Genomic DNA, 25,629 nt, shown 5'->3' on the forward strand with positions numbered 1-25,629 from the left:
TAAGTATCAGTTAAGTGATAACAAAGCGGCGGCGGTTCTCGCACTGGACAAACAGGCGGATAAAGTGGTGGCCAATTTAGGCACATTGATCGCCCAACTAAAACGCGGGAGCATCGACGTATAGAAGGGGTAGCGAAGAACTCCTGAAAGAATTAAAGTTAACGATTGTACAAGAATATCTAGTTGGAAAAGGTGATGTGGATTATGTTGCCGATGAAACAACAAGACGAACCAGACAAATTGGTTGGCAAATTTTGCTAAAGGAAGCAATCTACCACATGAAAAAGTAGAGTGGGAAGAGCCACTCTACAGAAGTCTAACTTTTGGGAGTTGCAAGATGCCGCAACTCCTTTTTTTATTTCAATTTCAATTTCTGCCCAACATAAATCGTGTTGCTTGTTAGTTTGTTGAGGGACTTCAATTTGGTGACGGAAGTTTTGTTTTTTGAGGCAACACCCCATAACGTGTCACCTTTTTTTACGGTGTAGCTTGCTGTACTTGGTTTTGAACTAGACGGTGTGTTAGCGGATTTTGAAACGATGAGCTTTTGCCCAACTCGTATGGAGTCTGACGGTAGTTTATTCCAAGACTTAATATTTGCGACAGTCGTTTTGTTGGCTGTTGCGATTTTCCAAAGTGTGTCACCTTTTTTAACGGTGTACGTGGCAGTGGTTGAACTTCCGCTTCCGCCGGTATTTGTACTACCTGCGCTCACTTTTAAAACTTGTCCGACACGAATGGTATCGGATTTTAGGCCGTTCCAAGCTTTAAGATTGGCGGGTGTCGTTTTGTATTTTGTAGCAATTCGCCAAAGCGTGTCGCCAGAAACTACTTTGTATGTCGTGGCCGATGTATTGCTGCTACCACTAGGTGTGCCTTGTTTTATGACGAGTTTTTGCCCGATGTGAATGGTGTTGCTCTTTAAGTTGTTTAATGATTTTAAATTCGAGACAGACAATCCGTGGCGCGTAGCTATGCTCCACAAGGTGTCGCCTTTTTTCACAGTATAATAAGTACTGCCGACGATGTTTCCTGAACCTGTTCCGCTTCCGGGTGTGTCGTACTGAGTTAAGTTATAAGTTTTGATCAGGTTGTTTAGTTTGACGGAGTAGCTTGTGTCGGTTGCGTATGTTCCGGTCAGTGCTTGGGTGGCGCCGAGATAAGATGATGTGTTGCTTTTCCAAGCGCCGGCATAGTAGTTCGGGTTCCATGACGGACCGTTTCGGATGACGCGCGCATAGTCCTGCAAAGATTCGTGGTATGACGGATATTTGCGGAAATGAGCGTTAATAGGATAATAATTGCCATTGCCGTCATCTTCTAACGTTTGTTTTAAAACGGATTGTCCGTTGTATGTGCCTTTTATGCCGAATAAATTGTAATTTGGCGCTGAACCGAGGGCGCTTGTTCCGTAGGCGCTTTCTAGAATCGCTTGTGCAATCATGACGGAAGCATACAAGTCATTTGCAGTAGCAATTTGGGAAGCACTTAAACTAATCTGATTGATAAAACTTTGAACCGAAGCTGTGCTTTTTAGTGTCGTTTTTTGAAAGTTACTAAACGTTGCGCCTGAAGAATAACTTACGAGTGGTTTAACGGAAACCGTTTCTTTTCCTCCGGTAGCGGCACGCTGATTTTCTAATGTTTTCGCAGGTGTCTTATCGTTTTGACTGTTGTTTGCGACTTCATCTGCACTCACTACAGTTGAAAACGCAGGGACTAAAGCTGTACTTGCGATAGCTGTAAAGCTTGCAACTTTCGCTCCTGTTTGTAGAGCGCTTTTCTTTTTATTTAACTGTCCGTTTTTGCGGGCAGCTAAAATCCTCTCTTTTCTTGTTTTGTTCAAACATGGTCACTCCTTTTGAGGGAAATCTTCCCGGGCTAGGTACACTAATTTAGTTATCATTATCCCATTTTTCCCTTTCAGTTGCTATTTCAAACAGATTACAGTTCTGTGATTCTGCAGACTATTAGTCAAAAGAGGACACCTCTTGAACAACATTTCATCCTCTGCTATACTTTTGTTAAGTAAGTACTTGCTTTGTGTGCAAGGAAGGAGAAAACAAGTGATTACGAAAGAGTCAATTATGGAGGCAACGCTTAAAATGCTTGCTCAAAATGGCATTAAAGGTTCCACTACGCGCCAACTCGCTGAAGCGGCGGGAATTAATGAGGCGACCATTTTTAAAAAATTTAAAAGCAAAGAAAATTTGATTCATATGACTCTTGAATTCCAATTTGAGATGATGCAAGAGGAAATCAATCGCTTTTTTGAGCGCGATTTTGAAGACAGTCACAGCTTTTTAAAAGAGGCCAGTGAATTTATTCTCACTCTTTATGATAAATACCAAGCGTTTATGGTTATTTCGGTGAAAGAAATGGGCAGTAAGGACATGGAATTCATCAATCCGACCATAATTGAATATTTATATCTAAAAGTTGGGGAGAAAATTAAGCAATTCATGCGCGAAAAAGAGAAATCGGAACAATCGGAAACAATTTCCCTTGTTTTAAACAGTGTGATCTTATTAACGATGGTTGAGCGGGTCAATGATACGATTTATGCGAGACCGCCTAAAATTACGATTAATGCGGAACTTTTAACAAATGTTTTGGATAAATTAATGAAATAGAGGCGAATGGGAATGAGAATAGTGAACAATGGACCGAAAATCACGCGTGAACGTCAGACGGTTACAGCAATGATTGAGCTATATTGCAAGAAAAACCATCATACGCCGTGCTTATGCGATACTTGTCAAGACTTGCAAAATTATGCGATGAAACGTTTGGATTTTTGCCGTTTTGGTGAAGAAAAAGGCACGTGTGAGAAGTGTAGTGTTCATTGCTACCGCGCCGACTATCGCGATAAAATCAAGCAAGTTATGCGCTTTTCAGGTCCGAGAATGCTGTTTCACCACCCAATTTGGGCTGTTCGCCATGTAATTAAGAATATGAGGAGTTAAAAAACGCCAGGTCTCCCTGGCGTTTTTTATAACATCGCTTTATAAAGTGATAAAATGTCCTCTAAACTAGTTTCACGCGGATTTCCGCCAGTGCAGACATCTTTAAGGGCATCTTTTGCAATGGCTTCTAAATCAGTTTCTAGAACGCCGAGTTCGGTGATGTTTTGTGGGATGCCAACTTGTTTGCCGAGTGATTTCACGGCTTCTACGGCTTTTATGCGAACCTCGTCAATTGAGGAAGCTTCAACATTTGGAATGTCCATGACACGGGCAATTTCTCGATATTTTTCCCCCGTAAAGTCTTTGTTGTAGTCCATCACAATCGGAAGAAGTGCGGCGCAGGCAACTCCGTGAGGTACGTTATACCAAGCGCTTAGTGGGTGAGCCATGCCATGAACGAGGCCAAGCCCCACGTTTGAGAAGCCCATTCCAGCCATATATTGACCGAGCGCCATTTTTTCGCGTGCAGCTGAATCACCGTCTACAGAAGCAGGAAGGGCGTGACTAATTATTTCGATGGCTTTTAAGTGCAAGGTGTCGGTTAGCTCCCAAGCCCCTTTTGTAATAAAACCTTCGATGGCGTGGGTTAAAGCGTCCATTCCTGTTGCGGCACAAAGCGCTTTCGGCATGCCCATCATCATGTCGCTGTCAATAAAAGAGCATACAGGGATATCGTGCGGGTCGACGCAAACAAATTTGCGGTTGTTGGCCTCGTCAGTAATCACATAGTTAATCGTCACTTCGGCAGCAGTTCCTGATGTTGTCGGGACAGCCAAAATTGGCAAGCTCGGGTTTTTAGTTCCAGGTTCTCCCTCTAGGCTTAAAATGCCCGCGTGTTCTGGATTTGCGTAAATGATGCCAAGTGCTTTGGCCGCGTCAATTGGGGAACCTCCCCCGAGCGCCAAAATATAGTCAGCGCCAGACGCTTTTAGGGCAGCGACGCCGGCGTTTACGACCGCTAAATTAGGGTTTGGCGTGATGCCATCAAAAACCGTATACGGCAATTGGTGTTCATCCAGAATGTCCGTTATGCGTTTGGCCACACCCGCATCAACTAGGCCGCTATCCGTCACCAAAAAGCCTTTTTGAAATCCACGTTTTTGAACCTCATCCGCAATTTTATAAATCGCACCTTTCCCAAAATACGAAGTTTCATTTAAAATCATGCGGTTTACCATAAAAATCCTCTCCTTTGTTCGAAATATCACAAAAAACAATGCGCGAAAGGGCCGCAACTGGCGACCCGTAACTCGCTAGGCTAAATAAAATACTTCACGTAAATCTTTTGTGACAGGACTGTTATCCTCATTTGTTTTCATTATCTGCGCCATGTATGCCCACCATTTTTTGCAAATTTCAGTGTCCGCGATTTTGTTGTACCGCGAAAGATCACTGACCTCCAGATACGCAAATAAAATGTCGGTGTTTTTGTCCAAAAAAATGGAGTAATTACTTGCCCCGTGCGCTTTTAATGCGGCTTCAAGCTCAGGCCAAAGCTCGTCGTGGCGTTTTTTGTATTCCTCTTGCTTGTCTGGGTACAAATACATGAGTTGTGCAATGCGTTCCATGTGGATTCCTCCTTATATGTTCAAATAACCGGCTTTTGGGGTGACGCCAAAGCGTTCGCCGAGCAAGTGCAATTGTTCATCGGTAATCGTTTGTAAAACGTCGCCTTGTGCGCGGACAATCGTGTAAACTTGCGCGGCTTTTTCTGCGGTTTCAATTAGACCGAATGTTTCGTCCATCGTTTCGCCGGCCCCGTAAATACCGTGATGCGGCCAAACGACGAGGCGAGTTTCCTTCATCTTTTCCGAAGTCGCCGTGCCAATTTCGTTCGTCCCCGGGATAAGCCAAGGAATGATGCCAACACCATCTGGAAAGACGACCAGACATTCTGTACACATTTGCCAAAGTGTTCTGGTGAAGAGGCGTTCATCTAAATTGTGCGTGAAAGTCATCGCCAAAAGATGCGTCGCGTGACAGTGCATGACAACGCGATTATTTGGGTTGACAGAGAGGCGCGCGATATGGCTCATAAAATGAGAAGGAAGTTCGCTTGTTGGCACAGCTCCGTTTTCAAGTCCCCAAAGGAGGTCTACGCTTCTCCCGTCATTTGTAACGCGGATAATACCAATATTTTCGCTAGGCGCTTTTCGCACATTTTTGAAATATTTGCCTGATCCCGTTACTAAAAAATATTTGCCGATTAGAGCACTGCCATCAAAATCCATTGGAATGTTGCGGATAGTTTTGCTAGCATCCAAATAAGGCGCGATTTCTTCCTCGAAAAGCAAGTAACTAATATTTCCGCCGTTTCGTTCATCCCAGCCTAGGCGGTACAAATTGCTTGCCGTTTCGACCATTTCTTCTACAAAAGGGGCAGTTTCAATTTTGTTTACTATTTGATTCACCATTTTTAAGACTCCTATCGTTCTAAAATTGCGTTTCGTTTTAACAGCGTACTTTCTTCGTAATCACGCACGTCCGTAAGCCAGTTAAGCCCAACTGGAACGCCGTTTTGCTCGCAGAAATAATTCCATACATCCCCGTAAGGAAAGTCTTTTAGTTCCTCTGTGAAAACTAAACGCGATGTAAAGTCGTTTGCAAGCTCCATTTTTTTCAAATCAGCGGTCGGTTCAAGGAGTGCTTTTAAAAGTGCTTTTTGGGTGTTGCGAACGCCGACAACCCAGGCAGCGACACGGTTAATCGTCGCATCAAAGAAATCGAGCCCGATATTTGTAATCGGCAATAAGTCATTACGCACAAGCTCACGGCCAATCTCGACAAGCTCATCGTCCATGAGCACAACATGATCGCTATCCCAGCGCACTGGCCGGCTTACGTGGAGCATAACCCCTTTGCTGAATAAAGCTAAGGAGGAAAGTTTATTTGAAATGACTTCGGTTGGATGGAAGTGCCCAGCATCTAAACAAATTAATTTATCACGTGTTAAACCGTACCCCATATAAAACTCATGAGAGCCAACTGTATACGCTTCAGCGCCCAAACCGAAAAGTTTGCTTTCAACTGATTCTTGCGTGAAATTTTCATCCAATTTTTCCGCAAAAACTTCATCAAGTGCCTCCATTAGGCGTTTTCGAGGTGTCAGACGGTCAATTGGATTGTCTTTCATACCATCTGGAACCCAGAAATTGTTAATGCTCGTTTGCCCTAATTCGCGCCCGAAATATTCCGAGATTTTCCGTGAACGTTTCCCGTGCTCAATCCAAAAATCGCGAACCGTTTGATCAGGAGAAGCAAGCGTATAATTGTCTTTAAACATCGGATGCGAAAAGAAAGTCGGATTGAAGTCAAGTCCAAGCCCGTGTTCCTTCGCCCAGTTCACCCAACCTTCAAAATGTTTTGGCTCAATCTCATCTAAATCCACTTTTTCATCCGTATCCACGTACATCGCGTGCAAATTCACTTTATGTTTCCCGGGAATTAACGAAAAAGCCTTCTCTAAATCAGCGCGGAGCTCATTCGGCGTTGTCGCCACACCAGGGTAGTTGCCCGTTGCCATAATGCCGCCAGTCAGTTCGCCGCCAGGATTTAAAAACCCTTTCACATCGTCGCCTTGCCAGCAGTGCATCGAGATTTTGATTTCTTGCAGCTTCCGAAGAGCCGCCTCCGTATCTACACCAATCGCCGCATAACGGCTTTTTGCGCTCTCATAACGTTTTTCTACTTCACTCATTGATTTTCCCTCCTAAAATTAAATCGCTCGTTTTTGGAACATATTTTTTTATATGAAAAGAAGAACGAACGATGTTTCTTGCGTGAGACATATTTTTTAAGACGCCTTTTGTTATCATTTGCACGCATAAGTTCCCGGTGGCCGTCGCCTCGCTTGGTCCAGCGTAAACGGGAATGCCCGCAAGATCAGCTGTCAATTGGTTCAAAATGGCAACATTACTGCCTCCGCCAACAATGTGGAGCGACTGAACTTGTTCGCCGGTAATTTCAGCTAGCGTCTTTAGTGCGTCCCGGTAACAAATGGCGAGGCTCGAATAAACACAGTTTGTCAGCTCCCCAATTGACTCCGGCACCGGCTGCCCATTTTCCCGACAATAATTTTGAATTTCTACAATCATGTTTTCCGGATTGTTAAAACGGGCGTCGTTCACATCAATAACGCTCGTAAAATACGGATAACGATTTGCTTCCTCAGCCATCTCCGCAAACGAAATCGAATGCCCCGCCTGACGAGCAATTTCCTGCACAATCCAAAGTCCCATAATATTTTTCAAAAAGCGATACGTCCCGTATGCGCCCCATTCATTTGTATAATTTTCCTGAAAGGCGCGGTCGCTTGTAATGGGCGCAGATAATTCCGTGCCAAGGAGTGACCATGTTCCACTACTTAAAAAGGCGGAATTACTACCAGTAAGCGGCGTTCCAACGACTGCTGAAGCGGTATCATGCGTCGCCACTGTAATGACCTCGCAAGTTGGAATGTCGAATTCGTCGTACCATTTTGGAAGCAATTCGCCAAGCGTCGTTCCCGCATCCGTCAATTTGGCAAACTTGTTCGGGTCGATATTTAAGTGGGCGAGAAGCTCAGCGTCAAACAATTGTTCCCGCAAATTAAGCATTTGTGTTGTAGACGAATTCGTCGTTTCAGCGACCATTTTACCCGTTAATACGTAGCCAATATAATCAGGGATGAGCAAAATTTTGTCTGCCTTCTTAATTTGGTTTTTGTCCTCCGCGTACAATTGGTAGAGTGTATTTAATTCCAAAAACTGAATCCCGGTTTTTTTGTAAATAAAGTCTTTTGGGTAAAGCGCGGTCATTTCGGTCATCTTATCCTCGGTCCGTTTGTCGCGATAACTAATCGGATCGGCCAGTTTCTGCCCTTCCTCTGAAATCAAAACATAGTCGACGCCCCACGTGTCAATGCCAAGGCTACACTCTGCGATGCCTTCTTGTTTTAATTTCGTAAGCCCGGCGAAAATTTCGCGAATCAATTGGTCGATTTCCCACCGGTCATGGCCATCTCGGAACGTAAAACCATTTTTAAATCTGTGCACCTCCCGTAAAACGAGTTTATCTTGCGCGATTTCTCCCAAAATAAGTCGCCCGCTCGATGCCCCAATATCAACTGCTACATAGTGTTTCACATCAATCACTTTCCTTTGCAAGAGTTGCTTTCACTTCTTTTTTGTTTAAAGCGCCGTAACGTTCCTCCGTGATATCATCAAGTGTCCGCCCGCGAGTATTTGGTGTCCAAATGACGCCAATGAATAGCGAAATAGCGAGTAAAACAATCATGATAGTTCCTGCTACAGTGAAACCAAGGTTGGTGAGAATAACTGGGAAAATAATCGACCAAATGCCGGCGCTTCCGCGAACGATAAAGAACATAATGCCTTGGACTCCGCCGCGGTACTGCGTCGGGAAGAGTTCGGTTGACCAAAGTGCATAAAAAGCTTGCGCCCCGATGCCTGCTGAAATTCCCCAAAGGATAACGAACGTCCAAAGACCAACCCAAGACATGCCAACATAAGTAAGTACAACCCATGAGGCAACTGCCATTGCGGCTCCGACGAAAAATAACCATCTGTGACTGACACGGTCGCCAAATTTGGCAAATCCGAAATAAGTAGCTGCGGCTGTTAGAATCCATAAAACAGCTTGAAGTAAGTTTGCTTGCGTATTTGTAAGTCCGCCAACCGTTTCATAAACAAATGGCATGAAAAAGCCCATTGCGCCAGCAACCAAGTTCCAAAACATGTAAACGCCAACTAAAAATAAAATCGATTTAATGTTTATCATATTTGAAAAAGCGTGTTTGAATGGATGCGACTGTTTTGTGCCCGCTGCTTTTAATTTTGCTTGCTCCGCTTCCCAGTCTTTCGATTCATCTAAACGGCGTTGCAGCGACCAAGCTACAATAGCTACAATAAGTAGTGATAAAAATAGTAAGCGGTTTCCAAAAAGCCCAAGTGGTGAAACTAAAATACCAAGTGTAAAGATAATCGCTGGGCCACATGACCAAGCAAATTGTGAAATGCCGATATTTCTAGCTCTAATTTTCGGGTTCGCCATTTCAGAAATATACGTCCACGAAGCGGGAACGCCTGCCCCAACAGACAATCCAGTAACTAAAAATCCAAGCAATAACATCGTAAAGTTCATCGCAAACATAATGATTGCAACACCTAAAATGTAAACCAGCATATTGTATGTGTAAATGAATTTCCGACCATATTTATCGGCCAAATGACCGCCAATTAACGCTCCAAAAGCAGAACCAAACGCATTCGCACTCACCGCACCTAGTAATCCTACAGCAAAACTATCTAAACCAAATTCGCTGGCCCATAAAGTTAAGCCACTTGCACCTGCAACAATACAACCTGAGTCTAAGTAATTTGTTAAGGATACCGCGATGGTTCCTTTTTTGCTCTCCTTTGCAACTGTACTCATAATTAACCCTCCTACGTATTTTTGTTAAGCGCTTACTTATAATATATTCTTGAATGATTGCGTTTACAATAACGTAGGATTATAATAATAGTATCAAATATACAGGTGGTGAGCATCGTGGATGAGGTCATTAAATCAAGGTTATACCGCATGAACAGTAAAGAAAAGGTTCAAAAAGAAACAGGCGATTTCATCATGGATTACCCGAAAAAATCGTTTTCTGAAAAAGATGGCAATATGAATTTGCTAAATGAATACTTTTTTCGAAATAAAGACATTTACATCAGTAAACATAACCGCTTTGCCGATTATCCGAACCACTCTCATCAATTTTTAGAGCTCAATTATATGCTCCGCGGACAGTGTCATCAAACGATTGAAGGAAAACCCGAAGTTTTAAACAAAGGGGAACTTCTGCTACTCGACAGTGGTTGTCATCACTCAATCGGAGCGATGGGCGAGGAGGATATTTTGATCAACATTCTTTTTCGGGATAAAAATATTAACCTAGAGTGGCTGACCGGAATAAAGAAGAAAAACAGTCTCGTGTATGATTTTTTGTTAAACTCCAGCGTTTCTGGCAACCGTATGAAAAAATATATTATCTTCAAAAGCGCCAATATCCCGCACATCCAGCAAATTTTAGATCAAATTATAACCGAATATTTTCGTGATGAAGAATTTTCAACCAAAATTATCACACTATACTTGCCGATTTTATTTACTGAGCTCGTCCGAAAATGTGATACTTACTTGTCGGATGAGGTGCGCAGTTTGCACTCGGAAACGGACAACGTAGCGCTTAATACGCTACACTTAATTGAAAAAGAATACCGTGATATAACGCTTACAACAGCTGCTGATACGCTCGGCTACAATAAAAATTATTTAAGCAATGTCATTAAAAAGAAAACGGGCCAAACATTCACCGAACTGGTCAACAAACAAAAAATTTTCGCCGCCAATTTATTAATCGAAACAACGAACATCCCCATTAACGCTATTATCGAACAAGTCGGCTTCCAAAACAAAACGCATTTTTACTCGCTCTACAAAACAAAATATGAAGCGCTCCCGTTAGAAAGGCGAAAAAAGAAAGTATCTCCGTGATACTTTCTTTTTTTGAAAAGCTATTGACAAATAAAATGCAAGCGATTACAATGAAGTTGGTATTAAAAATATATTTAGCTGTATCTTTTTAGGAGGTGTCGCCATGGAGTACAAAGACATATCGCCGGCTATTCAAAGCGAGGAGCAGTTGCGGTTTCTTGTGCAAGAAAAAACAGCTAGTGGTGAAATCGATATGCCATCGGAACGCGCGCTTGAAACAGAGCTAGGCGTAAGCCGGACAACGCTCAGGCGGACGCTTGATACGCTTGAAAAAGAGGCCATCGTGCAAAAAAGAAATCGCAAAGGCATGGTCATCAACACGAAACAAACCATTAATATTTTGAAAATGAATTCAATGAGTAGCCAGCTCCCCGGTGAGCAAATCATTACAGTGGTTTCAAATGAAGTAGCGAACGGGGTTCCTGAAGTCAACCAATTTCTTGGACTCGATTTAAATCAGCCGGTTTTCAAATTAATTCGTTTGCGGGAGGTTTCTGGAAGGCCGTTCTCTTTCGAAATATCGTACGTAGACATTCGGCGATTTGCGGGTATTGCGGCAATCGATTTTAACAATAGATCGCTCTACCATGTTTTAGAAAAGGAATTTAAAACGCGGCCAACCTACGGGCGAGAAGAGTTGCGCTTTGTGTCGGCGGACGAGGAGCTTTCAGATAGCTTGAAAGTCCCGCTTGAAACGCCGCTTTTCGAGGTTGTGAGTAAGGCGTTCGACCAAAATGATGAGCCAGTGGAATATAGTAAACAGTATCTTATTGGTAATCAAATTAAATATAAAATCAACGCGAAACATATTTTTGATTACTTGGAGGATGAGTGAAGATGGGCGTAAAACAGCCACTTTTTGAGAAAATCGCGCAAGAAATAAAAGAAAAAATTAATCGCGATGAATATAAAGCGGGAATGCTAATGCCAAATGAAACGGAATTGCAGGACATTTTTTCGAGTAGCCGAACTACGATTCGCCGCGCGGTGGATTTACTTGTAAATGAAGGGCTTGTTATGCGAAAAAATGGTGTCGGACTTTATGTGCAGCCAAAATTAACCGCGCAAAACATTCTAGAGATGACAGGTGTTATGAAAAATAACACCAATGAGGACTCGAAAAAGGAAATAAAAGACTTTTATGTGCGTAAAGCAGGGAAGTTTTATGCGGCAAAATTAGGCGTTAAGGAAAATGAGCTTATTTATTACATTAAATTTACTCAAAAAAATGAGCGCGCAACAACGCTAGACATACTTGTTTTACCAATGCGTTTATATCCTGATTTACAAGCGAATGATTTTCAAATTATTAATGTCATAGAGCTTGTCAATTCAGGTAAATATAAATTGTTTGAGCTTGAGCAGGAACTTCAACTTATTTTAGCCGGTAATGAGCAAATAAAATCAATGCATGTGCAAGAAAATGCCCCCGTATTCAAATTAAGTAGCCTGTTTTTTGCAGAAAACGGAGTGCCCATTGCCATTCAAAATCGTTATGAAGATGCCCAGTCAACCAAATATGTAGTCGATTTTAACTAAGGAGGAAGAAAAAATGATTCAATTTCTACGAGTGGATCACCGCTTGCTTCATGGACAAGTAGCGGTATCCTGGTTTAATGCACTAGACGTAAACACGATATTGGTCGCCAATGATAGCGTTGCCGCAGATGATTTTCGAAAATCTGCCATTCGTTTGGCTAAACCTGAAGCGGCGAAGTTAGTAATGAAGAGTATAGAAGAGAGTGTCCAAGCTATTAATTCCGGAGTCACAGACAAGTATAACTTGCTCATTGTAGTGGAATCGGTTGAAGACGCTTACAAACTAATCGAAGGCACAAATGGCAAAATTCCAATGTTGAATTTAGGTGGAACGAAGCAGCGAGAAGGCACGACCAATTTTTCTAAGGCGGTAAATCTGACGGCGAACGAAGTTGAGCGCTTGAACGATTTGAAAAAACGGAATATTGACATTTTTATCCAACAAGTACCGAACGAAAAGAAAGTCACTTTTGAGGCATAAACTTAGAAAGAAGGGCTAAATTATGGAAAATATTGTAACAGCAATTTTGTTGGCACTGGTTGCAATGCTTGCAAATGGAGAATACTTACTTGGTTCATCCATGCTATCAAGGCCACTTGTAACATGTACGCTCGCAGGTCTTATTATGGGGGATGTTCAGATGGGCATCATTATGGGAGCCACTTTAGAATTAGCGTTTGTTGGTTCCTTTTCCATCGGTGCGTCGATTCCGCCGGAGATTATTTCAGGCAGCATCTTAGGAACTGCTTTTGCGATAGCGACTGGGGAAAGCACAGCGGTAGCATTAGCGCTGGGGATTCCAATCGCTTCCCTTGTTTTAGTCGTAAAAAATCTCTGTTTTATCTTTGTTCTACCTTATTTTGTGCATAAAGCTGACCGCTATGCTTTGGAGGGGAATTCCAGTGGGATAAGTCGAATGCAGCTTCTGGGAGGCTTCTTATCCATTAACTTGCCGATAGGGATTATCGTCGCGGTTTCTTACCTTGTCGGGAGCCCTGTTATTCAAACGGTTCTTGATGCTATTCCGCAATTTGTTATTACGGGTCTAGGGATTGCGACAGGACTTCTTCCAGCTTACGGTTTCGCGTTACTACTTAAACTAATGATTAATAAAAAGAATGCGGTATTCTTTGTTTTCGGTTTTGCTTTAGCCGTTTATTTAAAAGTACCTGTTACTGGTGTTGCCATTTTTGCCGCTTGTTTAGCGCTAATTTTAACTGGCTATGCGACACTCAAAAATGATAATTCGCCAAAAAATGACCAGACAAAACCAGCTCTTGCAAATGATGGGGGGATTAACTATGAAGATGAAGAATTCTGATGTACTCACTAAAAAAGATTTGATGAAAGTTTTCTGGCGCTCATTCACAATGGAATGGTCGTGGAACTATGAGCGGCAATCAAATCTCGGTTACGGATTTTCAATGTTACCAGCACTAAATAAGATTTTTAAAAATGACAAAGATCAAAAAATCGCTTCTTATCAAAGGCATTTAGAGTTTTATAACGTCACACCGTGGCTCTCTACATTTCCGCTAGGGATTTCAATCGCGATGGAGGAACAAGCTGCCAAAGAAAAAGATTTTGACACAGACTCCATTAATAATATTAAAGTGGCGCTCATGGGCCCATTAAGCGGAATTGGCGACTCGTTCTTTTGGGGAACATTACGCGTTATTGCAACGGGAATCGGGACTTCACTTGCCCTGCAGGGAAATATTTTAGGCCCCATTCTGTTCCTTCTTATTTTCAATATTCCGGCTATTCTGACTCGTTATTACGGTTTGTTTGTCGGCTATAATATTGGAGCTAACTTTATTGAGAAAATCCAAAAGACAGGTTTAATGGATAAATTATCTTATGGCGCGTCCATTATTGGGTTAGGTGTTGTTGGCGCGATGGTAGCCACCATGGTAAGCATAAATATGCCGTTTAAATTCGGTACGGGAAAAGAAGCCGTCAGTATTCAAAGTATTTTTGATGGCATTGTTCCAGGGATTCTAGCGCTTGGCTTCACTTTCTTCATCTTTTGGCTAGATAAAAAAGGACTTAAAGCGCATTGGATACTCCTTTTAATCGCAGGAATTGGAATTTTAGGAGCCTTTACAGGATTATTAAAATAAAGCGGGTGAAAAAATGAAAAATATGGAACATTATATTCATGCAGAACCAGAAATATATACAAATATTATGCGAAATCGCAAACAAATTTTAGCAGAAATCATTCAAATGGAGCATAAAACGTATCATTCCATCGTCATTTTTGCTACAGGATCAAGTTCGAATGCGGCTTTCGGGGCACAACTTTATATGAGCGCGAAACTAGGTATACCCGTTTATATAGAAGAGCCGTCTATTTCTGGAAATTACATGCTTCATTTGGATAAAAATACGTTATATGTGGCAATTTCGCAAGGCGGCCATAGTTATTCTACCATCCATCTTGTGGAAGAAATTCAAAAACGAGGCGGTACAATTTTTACGGTGACAAGTGATGTGACTAGTCCAATCGCAAAAGCGGCTGAGCACGTCATTGAAATGGGCATGGGCATTGAAGAAATGCCATATGTGACGGCAGGCTACAGCGCGACGATTCTCATCTTGAATTTACTGGCGCTTGAAATGGCATTAGCAACTGGAAAAGTAACGACCGAACAATATGAATTTGATTTGGCTGAAATGCAAAAAATCGCTACCAAATTGCCAGCGCTTATCACGAAAGCGACCAAATGGGTAGACGAACGCACGCCTGAATGGTTAAAGGCGAACCGAATTTTCTTTATTGGCTACGGAAGCACGTATGGTGTAGCGCGCGAAGGAGAAACAAAAGTAACCGAAACCATTCGAATTACGGCGTTTGGCAAAGAGTTAGAAGAATACATGCACGGACCATATATTGGTTTATCTGCAGATGATTATGTGATTTTCTTGGAACCGGAAGGGATACTTTTGGAACGCGCGGATAAATTGAAGGAGTTTTTGCACGGACATGTTTCGCGTGTAGAGACCATTTATGCGAATGGGGACAAAGCGAAACGTGGAGATTTAGCGTTGGACATTCAAACAGAGGAACTACTCGCCTCGCTATTTATGACGGTGCCCGTTCATCTGCTCGCGTTTAAAGTGTCGCAGGAAAAGGGCATCAATTTGGAAAAATCCGCATTCCCGGAATTTGACACAATTACAAAATCGAAAATTTGAAGAGAAAGGCAGGACTAGCAATGCTAAAATTTGACGAAGGAAAAGTATTAAAAAATATGGAGGGGGCGTTAAAATTACGTCCGCAAATTAATGAGGTTATTGATCATGTCTTTAACCGAGGCTTTAGTAACATATGCTGGTTAGGTATTGGAGGCACTTACGCGTCAGCTATGCAGGCGGTTGTGCACATGAAAGAGAGAACGGAGCTTGAAACTTTTTATGAAAACGCCGCCGTGTTTCTAACGACAGGGAATAAGCGAGTGACGAAAGATACGTTTGTTGTGGTTTCATCGGTCACAGGTAGCACAGAAGAGGTTGTGCAAGCCGTCAAAAAGTGTAACGCGCTTGGCGCAACGGTTCTTGGTTTCATTGATAAAGCCGATGCGGAACTAGCTTCGCTTGTTGACCATTTAATTTCCTATCCGCTAAACGAACAATTGAAATTCTTCATGGTGGGGGACCGCTTTATGCATTTGGCTGGCGAGTTTGCCGAGTATGACGAGTTTTATAATGAAATGGATCAACATTTTGCAAAAGGCATTGTTGAAATTGAAAAATCCGCCGACGCATTTGGGCGTGAATTTGCCGAAAAACACCATCGCGATGACATTCATTATTTTGTAGGCGCCGGGAACCAGTGGGGCGCAACGTATTCCTACGCCATGTGTTACTGGGAAGAGCAGCACTGGATTAAAACGAAATCAATTGAGGCGCATGAATTTTTCCACGGCATGTTCGAAATTGTTGAGCGTGATACACCTGTAACGATTTATGTAACCGAAGATAGCCAGCGCGCATTAAGTGAACGAGTCGCCCGTTTTATTCCACAAATTTGCGGCAACTATACAATCATCGATGCAAAAGACTACGCTTTGCCTGGCATTTCAGAAAAATTCAGAGGCATCTTATCCCCGTTCATCATTCATGCTGTAAACAACCGAATTGATGTGCATATCGAGCGTTTAAATCGCCATCCAATGGAAATCAGACGCTACTATCGTCAATTAGACTATTAAAAAGGCGGTTTTGAAAATGACAGCAATTTTTGTTTGCACGCACGGGAATGCCGCAGAAGAATTAATTCGCTCAGCGGAAATGATTTGCGGCACGCAGAAAAATACCAGTTTTGTCCCATTCGAAGTGGGAGAAACGCCTGAAAACCTACAAAGCAAAATCATGCAGGAAATCAGCAATTTAAATGTAGAAGAAGGCGTTTTATTCCTCACTGATTTAAAAGGAGGCACCCCCTTTAATGTGCTAGTCACGCTTCTTCTGAATTTTAGTCAGACAGAGCTTGTAACGGGCGTGAATATACCGCTACTGCTAGAAGCATTTATAAACCGAGAGAGCTTACCGCTAAACGTGTTAGCGAATCAAATTATTGAAGCGGGAAAACAAGGTGTTTATCAATATGTGGCGCCGGTCGATCAAATGGAAGATGATTTTTAGCAGCTAGGAAATATTCTTAGCTGCTTTTTGTAGGCAATCAAATAGAATCTATAGGGTATTAAAAGGTGCTAGCCTAATTTACATTGAGGGACGGGAATGTTATTATTTAATTAGCGAAAAGTTAAGGAGTGATTATATGGCAACCACATTAGCAGGTATGAAACCTTTTACAAAATGGGTTGGCGGTAAGAGGCAACTATTGCCGGAAATAAACAAGTATTTGCCTAAAGAATATAGTTCATATTATGAGCCGTTTATTGGTGGAGGCGCGGTTTTTTTTGATCTGCAGCCCAAAAAAGCAGTTATCAATGACTTTAATAAGGATTTAATACTTGCATATAAACAAATAAGAGACAATTTAGAAGAATTAATAAAAGTTTTAGAGAAGCATTCCAGACTGAATAGCTCAGAATACTACTATGAACTTAGAGCGATGGATAGAACAAATGAAATTCAACAAGTTTCTGCTGTTGAAAGGGCTGCAAGACTCCTTTATATGTTGAGGGTTAACTTCAATGGTTTATACAGAGTAAATAAGAGTGGACAATTTAATGTTCCGTATGGTAGATATAAAAATCCAAAAATTATAGATTTAGCCAACTTAACAATGGTTTCAGAATTTCTAAATGAACAAGAGATAACGATTTTAAATTGTGATTTTGAGGAGGCTGTTAAGGGGGCTGGAAAAGGGGATTTTGTTTATTTTGATCCACCGTATGTACCGCTAACGAAAACGGCTACTTTTACTTCATATACCCATGAAGGTTTTTCTTATGAAGATCAAGTTAGGTTACGGGACTTATTTGATGATCTCACGAAAAAAGGGGTTTATGTGATGCTTTCAAATTCTAGCACACCAATAATTCATGAATTATATCAAGACTATCAAAAGACTATACGAATCATTGAGGCATCTAGAATGATAAATAGTAAAGGAGATGCAAGAAAAGGGAAAGTTCCGGAAGTTATCATAACAAATTACTAGAAGATAGGAGAATGGAACAAGAATGAAAACGATTAATGGTTATGACATACTTGATTATATCAATATGCCAGCAAAGAAAAAAACAGAATTCTTTTTAGACACTAGATCCAGTCTTAAATTTCCAGCCGATTATTGGATTGATTTTTCCAAAGTAAGAGAATATATTGATGAGTATGGGGCAGACTTATATACTCTAGACTATCTTATAAATAGAGATCAAGAAACAGTAAAGCAGTTTTTTATAGAGAGACCACATCTTTTGAAATTAATCCCAGTTTTGTTAGGAATTAGAAGAGAAAAATATAATTCAGGAAACGCAAACGGTTTCCTTGATGTACAACATATTTTGGGTGAGTATAAATTAAACTTTAATGCTATAGATATAAAAAACATTGATTTATATATGAAGTTCATTAGAGAGTCTGGCTTACTCGAACTTTTAGAGCGCGGTTTAAGTAAGAGTGTTCGCGATTATGTTGTAGGTATTGAGGCAGGATTAAATACAAATGCTAGGAAAAATCGTTCAGGCAATTTAGGAGAGTGGTATTTAAGTGAGTTGTTAAAAGATATAGCTAATAGAAGAGGATGGCAGTCTTGTGGACAGACAACGGCTGATACCGCTAAAAAAAAGTATGGTTTGGAAATGGACGAAATTTTTGCAAATAGAAGATTTGATGGTTCTTTATTTGACAAAGAAAGAAGAAAATTGTTTCTGTTTGAAGTGAATAATTTTAATTCAGCGGGAAGTAAGGTGAAGGCATCTTCAACAGAATTTCAAGTTCTTCACGATAGGTTTTCTCGAACTAACCACAAATTTATTTATATTACAGATGGTGAAGGGTGGAATAAGGATAAGTCACACTTGTATGAGGCGATGTCCTATATTGGCTTAGTCTTCAATTATGAGATGTGTGAAGCGGGATGGATAGATGCTTATCTTTCCTTATAGAAAAAATATATATTTAAAAAGAAGCAAGCCAGTTGGCTTGCTTCTTTTCTTACCTTATTTTGTACGATATAACTCAACAATTTCTTTTGCTAAATCCTTGAAAGTGATAGCGTTCATTAAGTGGTCTTGAGCATGAACAAGAAGTAGTGATACTTCTGTTTTTTCACCACGAGCTTCACCTTGGATTAAAGCAGTTTGAGAATGATGAGCCTCGAGTAAAGCGTCTTCGGCAAGTTTAATTTGCTCGTCAGCTTTATCGAAATCTCCCTTTTTAGCGGCATCAATTGCGAGCATTGCATCGCTTTTAGCATTACCACCAAAAACGATTAGCCCCATAATTGTTTGTTCTAGATTTTCAGAATTCATGTTCAACACGTCCTTAAAGTGTAGAGTTCAAGTTGAAATTATTTTGCTTCCTCAGCAGCAGCCTCTTTTTCACGTTTAAGCTCTTGAACTTGAGCCATTTTCGCGAATGGAAGGTAGATAATAACAGCGACAACTAAGTTCACTGCGGCTAAAATACCACCTGACAAGCTTTGTGTTGCTAAGGCACCACCGATAATTGGCGGAGTAGTCCAAGGTGTGATAACTGTTGCAGCTGGAACAAGTCCAAGTACAGTTGCAAAGTAAGCAATTGTTACAAGAATCATTGGTGTCAAGATATAAGGAATGAAGAAGATTGGGTTTAACACAATTGGTAAACCAAACATCATCGGTTCATTAATCATGAACACACCTGGTGCAGCAGATAATTTAGATACTGTCATGTAAGCTTTATGTTTACGAGCTACTAGGAAAATCGCAATGATAAGACCTAGAGTCGCCCCTGTACCACCTAAGTTTACGAAAGAATCGAAGAAAGGTTTGTTAACGATATAAGGGATTTTGTCGCCTGCTTCTAGAGCTTTTACGTTAGCTTCGATTGCAGGAACGTTAATTGTTTGCATAAATGGATCGATGATGTTTGCACCATGCAAACCAAAGAACCATAGGAATGAAGAAATAAATGCTAATAGTAAAGCAACTGGCAACGAGTTAGCAAGACCCATGAATGGTTCTTGAACAAGTTTGTAGAATTCGCCAACTAAATCTGTAATACCTGCAGCTTGGAAGAAAGCTGTAATTAAAGCGAAAATTGAAACGGTAATCATCGAAGGGAATAATGCAGCAAATGAACGAGCAACTGCTGGTGGAACCCCTTCAGGCATTTTGATAATCAGTTTTGAGTTTCCACTTAAACGAGTGAAAATTTCAGTTGAAATTAAAGAAATAATAAGTGCTAAGAATAAACCAGCAGATCCAAGACCCGCGACACTTCCAGCCCCGTCAGTAACGGTAACGAATCCAGCGCCGATTGCAAAGAAAGAAGCAACAGATACGACACCAGAAGATAAAGCATCTTTGTCATAAGATTTGGCAAGGTTGTAAGCTACTGTAAAAGCAATAAAAAGACCTAAAATAGCGAAAGTACCAGCCCAAATGTTACCACCGAAGGCTTGCCATTTTCCTTCCCCAAAAATGTTATTCATCATCGGGATATAACCAGGGATTGGTAAGTTGTTAATTAGTACGGCGAACGAACCGAGAATCATTAGTGGCATTGTCGCGATGAAACCATCACGCACGGCTACTAAATGACGTTGTGCACCGATTTTAGCTGCGTATGGAATGAAGTGCTTCTCCATAAATGCAATAAAACCATTCATTTAAAAAATCTCCTTTTTTGTGGCCTTTAAAAGAACCATTAATTTATAGTAAGGGTTGCCCCTTTGCTAACAAAATTATTTCATTAACTCTTTAGCTTGTTCTAAAACTTTGTCGCCTTTCATCATTCCGTAGTCAATGCTGTTAATCACGCCTAGTGGAATACCTTTTGGCTCTAATTTTTTCTTCATGTTTCCTTCTAAGAAACGAACTTGTGGACCAAGTAGTAAAACATCGATTTCATCTAAGTGCTTATCAGCTTCCGCTTCAGCAACAGCAAAGATTTTTGCTTCCATACCTTCCGCTTCAGCAGCTTTTTCCATTTTAGTTACAAGCAAGCTAGTGGACATACCAGCGGAGCATACTAACATAATCGTTTTCATTGTAAACCCTCCTATAGGTTGAATTCTTATAGTTATAATATATGCAAAAACCGTGCCAACTTTTTGAAACTATGAAACCGCTATATAATAACGTTTTCATTCTGTAGAAATGTGTACACAATGTGTGTGATGTGTGTAAACTTTACACAGACTACCCCCTTTACAAAATCTTTATACCCTAATAAATAGATTTAACACCGTCTTTATACCTTAACTGATAGGATTAGGATAGAAAAAGGAGTTGAGAAAAATGAGCGTGGTCATTGGTGTTCTAGGTGTGCTAGCCCTTATTTTGATGGCGTATTTATTTTACGTTTTATTCCGAGGTGAAGACTTATGAGTCAAGCGATATTAAAAGATGTTATTTTCATTGTTGTCTTAATTGGTCTGGCGATTCCTCTTGGACGTTATATGTATGCGGTAATGCAAGGCCGGCATACTTTTTTATCGCGTGTTGTTGAACCAGTTGAAACGTGGATTTATAAAGGGATGGGTGAAAATAGTACGGCGAGTATGTCGCCAAAAAAATATGCTCTTTCGGTGTTAATTTTTAGTGGAATTGGGTTTATTTTTTTGATGGCCATTTTAATGATGCAAGGATTTTTGCCGCTTAACCCAGAAAATATGAAAGGGATGTCAATTGGGTTGGCGTTTAACACGGCGGCGAGTTTTGTATCAAATACGAATTGGCAGGCCTATGCGGGGGAAACTCAGTTGTCCTATTTTTCGCAAATGATGGGGCTGACCGTGCAGAATTTTGTGTCGGCAGCAACTGGTATTGCCGTTTTATTCGCATTAATTCGTGGGTTTATTTTAAAAAAGGAACATACTATAGGTAACTTTTGGCAAGATTTGACGCGGATCACGCTTTATGTGCTGTTGCCGCTATCAATCGTGCTTTCGATAATTTTAGTTTCTGGTGGCGTTGTGCAAAATTTATCGGGCTACAGTGTTCAGACGACGCTTCAGGACGGGGTAAGTCAAATCATTCCGATGGGACCAGCGGCGAGTCAGATTGCGATTAAGCAGCTTGGAACAAATGGCGGCGGGTTTTTCGGAACCAATTCGGCGTTTCCGTTTGAAAATCCTACGGCAATTACGAATTTTTTCGAAATGCTGGCGATTTTAATTATCCCAGCGGCGCTAGTTTTTATGTTCGGTCATGCGGTTAAAGAGCGGGGGCAAGGAAAAACCCTATTTTTAACCATGATAATTGTTTTTGTAGTGGCGCTTGTTGGCATCACGGCGGCGGAATATCAAACTGTTCCAAATTACGCTGGTGTAGACGTGAGTGCGGGGAATATGGAAGGCAAGGAAGCGCGTTTTGGGGTTGCGGATTCGTCACTTTTTGCAACGTCAACTACGGCGGCATCGAATGGCTCAGTGAACGCGATGCACGATAGTCTGACGCCGCTCGGAGGCTTTATACCGCTGTTCTTAATGCAACTCGGGGAAGTGATTTTTGGCGGAGTTGGTAGCGGGCTTTACGGGATGATTGCTTTTGTCATTTTGACCGTGTTCATTGCAGGACTTATGGTCGGGCGGACTCCGGAGTACTTAGGCAAAAAAATCGAACCTTATGATATGAAAATGGTCTGTCTGATTATCCTTGGGCCGCCACTATTCACGCTTTTCGGCACGATGTTTGCGGTGATGATGCCAAGTGCTACGGGTTGGCTGACAAATAGCGGCGCGCACGGCTTTTCGGAAATCTTATACGCTTTTACTTCTATGGGAAATAACAATGGGAGTGCGTTTGGAGGCTTTTCGGCCGATACAACCTTTACGAATTTGATTGGCGGAACCATCATGCTCATTGTGCGTTTCTTACCGCTTGTCGCTGCGCTGTTCTTAGCGGCAAACTTGGCGAAGAAAAAGCCTGTTGCAGCAAGCAGTGGCACGCTAAAAACGGATACAGGGTTGTTTGTTGGCCTTTTAATTGGCGTAATTTTCTTAGTCGGCGCTTTAAGTTTCTTGCCGAGCCTGGCGCTTGGTCCAATTGCCGACTTCTTCACTACAAAATAGGGGTGAGTAAAAATGAAACAAGAAATCAGTCAAAAAAATGTATATATGGACGCGACAAAGCAATCTTTTAGAAAACTTGCGCCTAAAATTCAAATTAAAAATCCAGTCATGTTTGTCGTTTATCTTGGCGCCGTTTTAACGACCATTTTATATTTTTTAACGTTCATAAATATTGGTGATGAAGCGCGGTGGTACACATTTGTCATTGCGATGGTACTCTGGTTCACCGTTTTGTTCGCCAACTTTGCGGAGGCGATTGCAGAAGGCCGCGGCCGGGCACAGGCGGATAGTTTAAGGAGTGCTAGGAAAGATGTTTTGACGCGGAAGTTGAAATCGGCTGATAACCACGAAGACTTTACCGAAGTTTTATCCAATACTTTGAAAAAAGGCGATGTGGTCATTGTCGAAGCTGGTGAGCAAATTCCGATGGACGGCGAAGTGATTTTTGGTGCGGCTTCGGTGGACGAAAGCGCGATTACCGGTGAATCGGCACCCGTGATTCGGGAATCTGGTGGCGACAGAAGCGCCGTGACAGGCGGGACAACACTAGTTTCGGATTCGCTTGTCATTGAAATTACGACAGAAGCGGGTGAAAGCTTTTTAGATAAGATGATTGCGATGGTAGAAGGCGCTGCGCGGAAAAAAACACCGAATGAAATTGCGCTACAAATTTTACTCGTGACGCTAACGATTATTTTTCTAGCCGTTTCGGTGACTTTACTTCCGTTTTCCGATTTTTCCAGCAAACTAGCAGGAAATGGCTCGGCCGTTTCGGTGACAAACATTGTCGCACTGCTCGTCTGTCTGGCACCAACAACCATTGGCGCGCTACTTTCTTCCATTGGAATTGCTGGCATGAGCCGCTTAAATAAAGCGAATGTACTTGCGATGAGCGGTCGGGCAATCGAGGCGGCTGGTGATGTGGACGTTTTACTACTCGACAAAACTGGGACAATTACACTCGGAAACCGTCGTGCAAGCGAGTTCCTACCTGTAACAGGCGTAAGCGAACGTGATCTTGCAGATGCAGCGCAACTTTCCTCACTCGCTGACGAAACTGCTGAAGGACGAAGTATCGTTATTTTGGCTAAAGAAAGGTTTGATATTCGCGGGCGTGATTTTAGCGGGACGCAAGCAGAATTTATTCCGTTTACAGCTAAAACGCGTATGAGTGGCATTGATTACGCGAATGACGCGATTCGAAAAGGGGCCGCAGACGCGGTAAAAAAATATGTGCAGGAAATTGGTGGCGCGTATCCAGATGAATGCGACGAACTCGTTTCAAAAGTAGCGAATGTCGGGGGAACTCCGCTTGTCGTCGTTAAAAACAAGCAAGTGCTAGGCGTTATATTCTTAAAAGATATCGTTAAAAATGGTGTCAAAGAGCGTTTTGTTGACCTTCGGAAAATGGGGATTAAAACGATTATGATTACCGGGGATAACCCGATGACTGCGGCGGCAATTGCAGCGGAAGCGGGTGTGGATGACTTCTTGGCCGAGGCGACACCAGAGGCGAAGCTCGATTTAATTCGGAGCTACCAGCAAGAAGGCCACCTTGTTGCGATGACCGGTGACGGCACAAATGACGCCCCAGCGCTTGCGCAAGCAGATGTTGCAGTGGCAATGAATTCGGGAACGCAGGCAGCAAAAGAGGCGGGGAACATGGTGGATTTAGATTCGAGCCCGACCAAACTGATCGACATCGTTCGCATTGGCAAGCAGCTTTTGATGACGCGGGGAGCGCTCACGACATTTAGTGTAGCGAACGACATCGCCAAATATTTCGCGATTATTCCCGTCCTGTTTTACGGCATTTATCCGGAGCTAGCGGCGCTAAACGTCATGGCCTTAACGAGCCCTAAAACGGCGATTTTATCCGCGATAATCTATAACGCTCTGATTATTATTTTCTTAATTCCTCTTTCGCTTAAAGGCGTGAAATATACGGAGATGCCGGCGCAAAAATTACTTGGACGCAACCTTTTGATTTACGGGTTAGGCGGACTCATAGCGCCATTTGTGGCGATTAAGTTGATTGATTTGATTTTAACGTTTATTGGTATTTCATAGGAGGCGATGGAAATGAAACCACTTTTTAGACAGGCACTGGTCGTGTTTGCTGCCCTAACAATTGTGTGCGGCGTCCTCTACCCGGCCGTCGTAACGCTTGTTGCACAAGCTGCTTTCCAAAACAAAGCAAATGGCAGTATAATAGAAGGAAATAAAGGTTCCAAATTGATTGGTCAAAACTTTACAGAAGCAAAATATTTAATTGGTCGCCCTGATAGCGGTTCGCCCTCCAACTTGAATCCATCAAGTTCAGAAGAGGAAAAATTAGTTGCGGAGCGTGTGGCTTTTTTCCATAAGCTCGATTCAGCGAATACAAAACAAATTCCGATTGATTTAGTCACAAGTTCTGCAAGTGGTGTGGATCCGAACATTTCGGTCGCTGCGGCGGAATACCAGGTGGATAGAATCGCGAAAGCGCGCGATATGTCCCCGTCTGCTGTGGAAAAAATCATAAAAAATAACACGGAAAACCGTGCGTTAGGATTTATGGGGGAACCTGTTGTAAATGTTCTTGGCGTGAATTTGGAGCTTGATCAAAAGGTTAAATAAAAATGGAAAAAGAACTCGTTTCGTGTTAAACTAAACGAGCAGAGAAGTGAAGATGGTGGCGAAATCCCTACTAAGGGGGTGACGCCTATGTTTATTCAGGTTTTTCTCCTAGAGAGGAGTTAGCCGTGTCGGTGTATGAGGCGCTGGTACTGATGATTGCATTTGCATCATTAGTGCTAGCCATTCGTAACTCGAACGATAAACAAGAAAAATAACCATCTTTCCACTTGGCGAGTGAAGATGGTTATTTAATAAATCATTAGAAA

Annotated in this window: 28 protein-coding genes; 18 read left to right on the forward strand and 10 right to left on the reverse strand. The window is 41.9% G+C overall.

The annotated features are described in order from the left end of the window. Nucleotides 1-355 precede the first annotated feature (355 nt). Nucleotides 356-1,846, reverse strand: a complete 1,491-nt coding sequence (locus BN1609_RS09750; protein WP_088840810.1) for a LysM peptidoglycan-binding domain-containing protein — start codon at nucleotides 1,844-1,846, stop codon at nucleotides 356-358. Between the two features lie 220 nt (nucleotides 1,847-2,066). Here BN1609_RS09750 and BN1609_RS09755 point away from each other — a divergent pair, with 220 nt between their 5' ends. Both BN1609_RS09755 and BN1609_RS09760 read left to right on the forward strand, forming a co-directional pair. Beyond that, nucleotides 2,067-2,633, forward strand: coding sequence for a TetR/AcrR family transcriptional regulator (locus BN1609_RS09755; protein ID WP_088816141.1), 567 nt, complete (start codon nucleotides 2,067-2,069; stop codon nucleotides 2,631-2,633). Nucleotides 2,634-2,645: 12 nt separating this feature from the next. After that, complete coding sequence (locus BN1609_RS09760; RefSeq protein ID WP_208611159.1) at nucleotides 2,646-2,966, forward strand: nitrous oxide-stimulated promoter family protein; 321 nt, start codon at nucleotides 2,646-2,648, stop codon at nucleotides 2,964-2,966. Between the two features lie 26 nt (nucleotides 2,967-2,992). Here the strand turns inward: BN1609_RS09760 and fucO are convergent, their stop codons facing one another. The 6 genes from fucO to BN1609_RS09790 all read right to left on the reverse strand — a co-directional run bounded on the left by fucO (nucleotide 2,993) and on the right by BN1609_RS09790 (nucleotide 9,398). Next, nucleotides 2,993-4,144: a lactaldehyde reductase gene (gene fucO / locus BN1609_RS09765; RefSeq protein WP_088816143.1), complete on the reverse strand. Its 1,152-nt coding sequence runs from the start codon at nucleotides 4,142-4,144 to the stop codon at nucleotides 2,993-2,995. A gap of 75 nt (nucleotides 4,145-4,219) precedes the next feature. After that, nucleotides 4,220-4,534: an L-rhamnose mutarotase gene (gene rhaM / locus BN1609_RS09770; protein ID WP_088810628.1), complete on the reverse strand. Its 315-nt coding sequence runs from the start codon at nucleotides 4,532-4,534 to the stop codon at nucleotides 4,220-4,222. A 12-nt stretch (nucleotides 4,535-4,546) separates the two neighbouring features. Then, on the reverse strand, nucleotides 4,547-5,380 hold the full coding sequence (gene rhaD, locus BN1609_RS09775) for a rhamnulose-1-phosphate aldolase (protein WP_088839088.1): 834 nt from the start codon (nucleotides 5,378-5,380) through the stop codon (nucleotides 4,547-4,549). An 11-nt stretch (nucleotides 5,381-5,391) separates the two neighbouring features. Further along, the gene (rhaA, locus tag BN1609_RS09780; RefSeq protein WP_088810630.1) at nucleotides 5,392-6,663 is read right to left on the reverse strand and encodes an L-rhamnose isomerase; all 1,272 of its coding nucleotides are present in this window, start codon (nucleotides 6,661-6,663) and stop codon (nucleotides 5,392-5,394) included. Next, nucleotides 6,656-8,089, reverse strand: a complete 1,434-nt coding sequence (rhaB, locus tag BN1609_RS09785) for a rhamnulokinase (RefSeq protein ID WP_088810631.1) — start codon at nucleotides 8,087-8,089, stop codon at nucleotides 6,656-6,658. Before rhaB ends, rhaA begins: the two co-directional genes overlap by 8 nt. A 1-nt stretch (nucleotide 8,090) precedes the next feature. Next, a complete protein-coding gene (locus BN1609_RS09790) occupies nucleotides 8,091-9,398 on the reverse strand; it encodes an MFS transporter (RefSeq protein ID WP_088810632.1) in 1,308 nt (435 codons plus the stop codon). 150 nt (nucleotides 9,399-9,548) lie between these two features. Here BN1609_RS09790 and BN1609_RS09795 point away from each other — a divergent pair, with 150 nt between their 5' ends. The 11 genes from BN1609_RS09795 to BN1609_RS09845 all read left to right on the forward strand — a co-directional run bounded on the left by BN1609_RS09795 (nucleotide 9,549) and on the right by BN1609_RS09845 (nucleotide 18,632). Then, complete coding sequence (locus tag BN1609_RS09795) at nucleotides 9,549-10,508, forward strand: helix-turn-helix domain-containing protein (protein ID WP_255377368.1); 960 nt, start codon at nucleotides 9,549-9,551, stop codon at nucleotides 10,506-10,508. A gap of 103 nt (nucleotides 10,509-10,611) precedes the next feature. After that, nucleotides 10,612-11,343 (forward strand): GntR family transcriptional regulator, encoded by a 732-nt coding sequence (locus BN1609_RS09800; RefSeq protein WP_088810634.1) that lies wholly within the window; start codon nucleotides 10,612-10,614, stop codon nucleotides 11,341-11,343. Nucleotides 11,344-11,345: 2 nt separating this feature from the next. Next, nucleotides 11,346-12,047: a GntR family transcriptional regulator gene (locus BN1609_RS09805; RefSeq protein WP_088810635.1), complete on the forward strand. Its 702-nt coding sequence runs from the start codon at nucleotides 11,346-11,348 to the stop codon at nucleotides 12,045-12,047. A 13-nt stretch (nucleotides 12,048-12,060) separates the two neighbouring features. Next, nucleotides 12,061-12,528, forward strand: coding sequence for a PTS system mannose/fructose/N-acetylgalactosamine-transporter subunit IIB (locus BN1609_RS09810; protein WP_088810636.1), 468 nt, complete (start codon nucleotides 12,061-12,063; stop codon nucleotides 12,526-12,528). A gap of 22 nt (nucleotides 12,529-12,550) precedes the next feature. Further along, nucleotides 12,551-13,369, forward strand: a complete 819-nt coding sequence (locus tag BN1609_RS09815) for a PTS mannose/fructose/sorbose/N-acetylgalactosamine transporter subunit IIC (RefSeq protein WP_088810637.1) — start codon at nucleotides 12,551-12,553, stop codon at nucleotides 13,367-13,369. Next, nucleotides 13,350-14,171 carry a PTS system mannose/fructose/sorbose family transporter subunit IID gene (locus BN1609_RS09820; protein WP_088810638.1) on the forward strand — a complete coding sequence of 274 codons (822 nt, stop codon included), beginning with the start codon at nucleotides 13,350-13,352 and terminating at the stop codon, nucleotides 14,169-14,171. Before BN1609_RS09815 ends, BN1609_RS09820 begins: the two co-directional genes overlap by 20 nt. A gap of 13 nt (nucleotides 14,172-14,184) precedes the next feature. Then, nucleotides 14,185-15,249 carry an SIS domain-containing protein gene (locus BN1609_RS09825; RefSeq protein WP_088840811.1) on the forward strand — a complete coding sequence of 355 codons (1,065 nt, stop codon included), beginning with the start codon at nucleotides 14,185-14,187 and terminating at the stop codon, nucleotides 15,247-15,249. 20 nt (nucleotides 15,250-15,269) lie between these two features. Continuing rightward, nucleotides 15,270-16,265, forward strand: coding sequence for an SIS domain-containing protein (locus tag BN1609_RS09830; protein ID WP_088810640.1), 996 nt, complete (start codon nucleotides 15,270-15,272; stop codon nucleotides 16,263-16,265). A gap of 16 nt (nucleotides 16,266-16,281) precedes the next feature. Continuing rightward, complete coding sequence (locus BN1609_RS09835) at nucleotides 16,282-16,698, forward strand: PTS sugar transporter subunit IIA (protein ID WP_088810641.1); 417 nt, start codon at nucleotides 16,282-16,284, stop codon at nucleotides 16,696-16,698. A gap of 136 nt (nucleotides 16,699-16,834) precedes the next feature. Beyond that, entirely contained in the window at nucleotides 16,835-17,683 is an 849-nt protein-coding gene (locus tag BN1609_RS09840; protein WP_220387163.1) for a DNA adenine methylase, read from the forward strand. Nucleotides 17,684-17,705: 22 nt separating this feature from the next. Then, a complete protein-coding gene (locus tag BN1609_RS09845; RefSeq protein WP_088840812.1) occupies nucleotides 17,706-18,632 on the forward strand; it encodes a DpnII family type II restriction endonuclease in 927 nt (308 codons plus the stop codon). Between the two features lie 54 nt (nucleotides 18,633-18,686). Here the strand turns inward: BN1609_RS09845 and BN1609_RS09850 are convergent, their stop codons facing one another. The 3 genes from BN1609_RS09850 to BN1609_RS09860 form a co-directional block, all read right to left on the reverse strand. After that, entirely contained in the window at nucleotides 18,687-18,998 is a 312-nt protein-coding gene (locus BN1609_RS09850) for a PTS lactose/cellobiose transporter subunit IIA (RefSeq protein WP_088810642.1), read from the reverse strand. A 38-nt stretch (nucleotides 18,999-19,036) separates the two neighbouring features. Next, complete coding sequence (locus BN1609_RS09855) at nucleotides 19,037-20,338, reverse strand: PTS sugar transporter subunit IIC (RefSeq protein ID WP_088810643.1); 1,302 nt, start codon at nucleotides 20,336-20,338, stop codon at nucleotides 19,037-19,039. Between the two features lie 75 nt (nucleotides 20,339-20,413). Further along, entirely contained in the window at nucleotides 20,414-20,719 is a 306-nt protein-coding gene (locus BN1609_RS09860) for a PTS sugar transporter subunit IIB (protein WP_088810644.1), read from the reverse strand. A 250-nt stretch (nucleotides 20,720-20,969) separates the two neighbouring features. Between BN1609_RS09860 and kdpF the strand changes: the two genes are divergently transcribed. The 5 genes from kdpF to BN1609_RS14185 all read left to right on the forward strand — a co-directional run bounded on the left by kdpF (nucleotide 20,970) and on the right by BN1609_RS14185 (nucleotide 25,578). After that, nucleotides 20,970-21,059, forward strand: coding sequence for a K(+)-transporting ATPase subunit F (kdpF, locus tag BN1609_RS09865; protein ID WP_088810645.1), 90 nt, complete (start codon nucleotides 20,970-20,972; stop codon nucleotides 21,057-21,059). After that, nucleotides 21,056-22,744 carry a potassium-transporting ATPase subunit KdpA gene (gene kdpA, locus BN1609_RS09870; RefSeq protein WP_088810646.1) on the forward strand — a complete coding sequence of 563 codons (1,689 nt, stop codon included), beginning with the start codon at nucleotides 21,056-21,058 and terminating at the stop codon, nucleotides 22,742-22,744. Before kdpF ends, kdpA begins: the two co-directional genes overlap by 4 nt. Nucleotides 22,745-22,789: 45 nt before the next feature. Further along, complete coding sequence (gene kdpB / locus BN1609_RS09875) at nucleotides 22,790-24,814, forward strand: potassium-transporting ATPase subunit KdpB (RefSeq protein ID WP_369821526.1); 2,025 nt, start codon at nucleotides 22,790-22,792, stop codon at nucleotides 24,812-24,814. Nucleotides 24,815-24,826: 12 nt separating this feature from the next. Next, complete coding sequence (gene kdpC / locus BN1609_RS09880; RefSeq protein ID WP_088810648.1) at nucleotides 24,827-25,363, forward strand: potassium-transporting ATPase subunit KdpC; 537 nt, start codon at nucleotides 24,827-24,829, stop codon at nucleotides 25,361-25,363. A 125-nt stretch (nucleotides 25,364-25,488) separates the two neighbouring features. Then, nucleotides 25,489-25,578: a putative holin-like toxin gene (locus BN1609_RS14185; RefSeq protein WP_220387115.1), complete on the forward strand. Its 90-nt coding sequence runs from the start codon at nucleotides 25,489-25,491 to the stop codon at nucleotides 25,576-25,578. Nucleotides 25,579-25,629 lie beyond the last annotated feature (51 nt).

The organism is Listeria sp. ILCC797, assembly GCF_900186185.1.
In the GTDB taxonomy this organism is placed as follows: Bacteria; Bacillota; Bacilli; order Lactobacillales; family Listeriaceae; genus Listeria; species Listeria goaensis.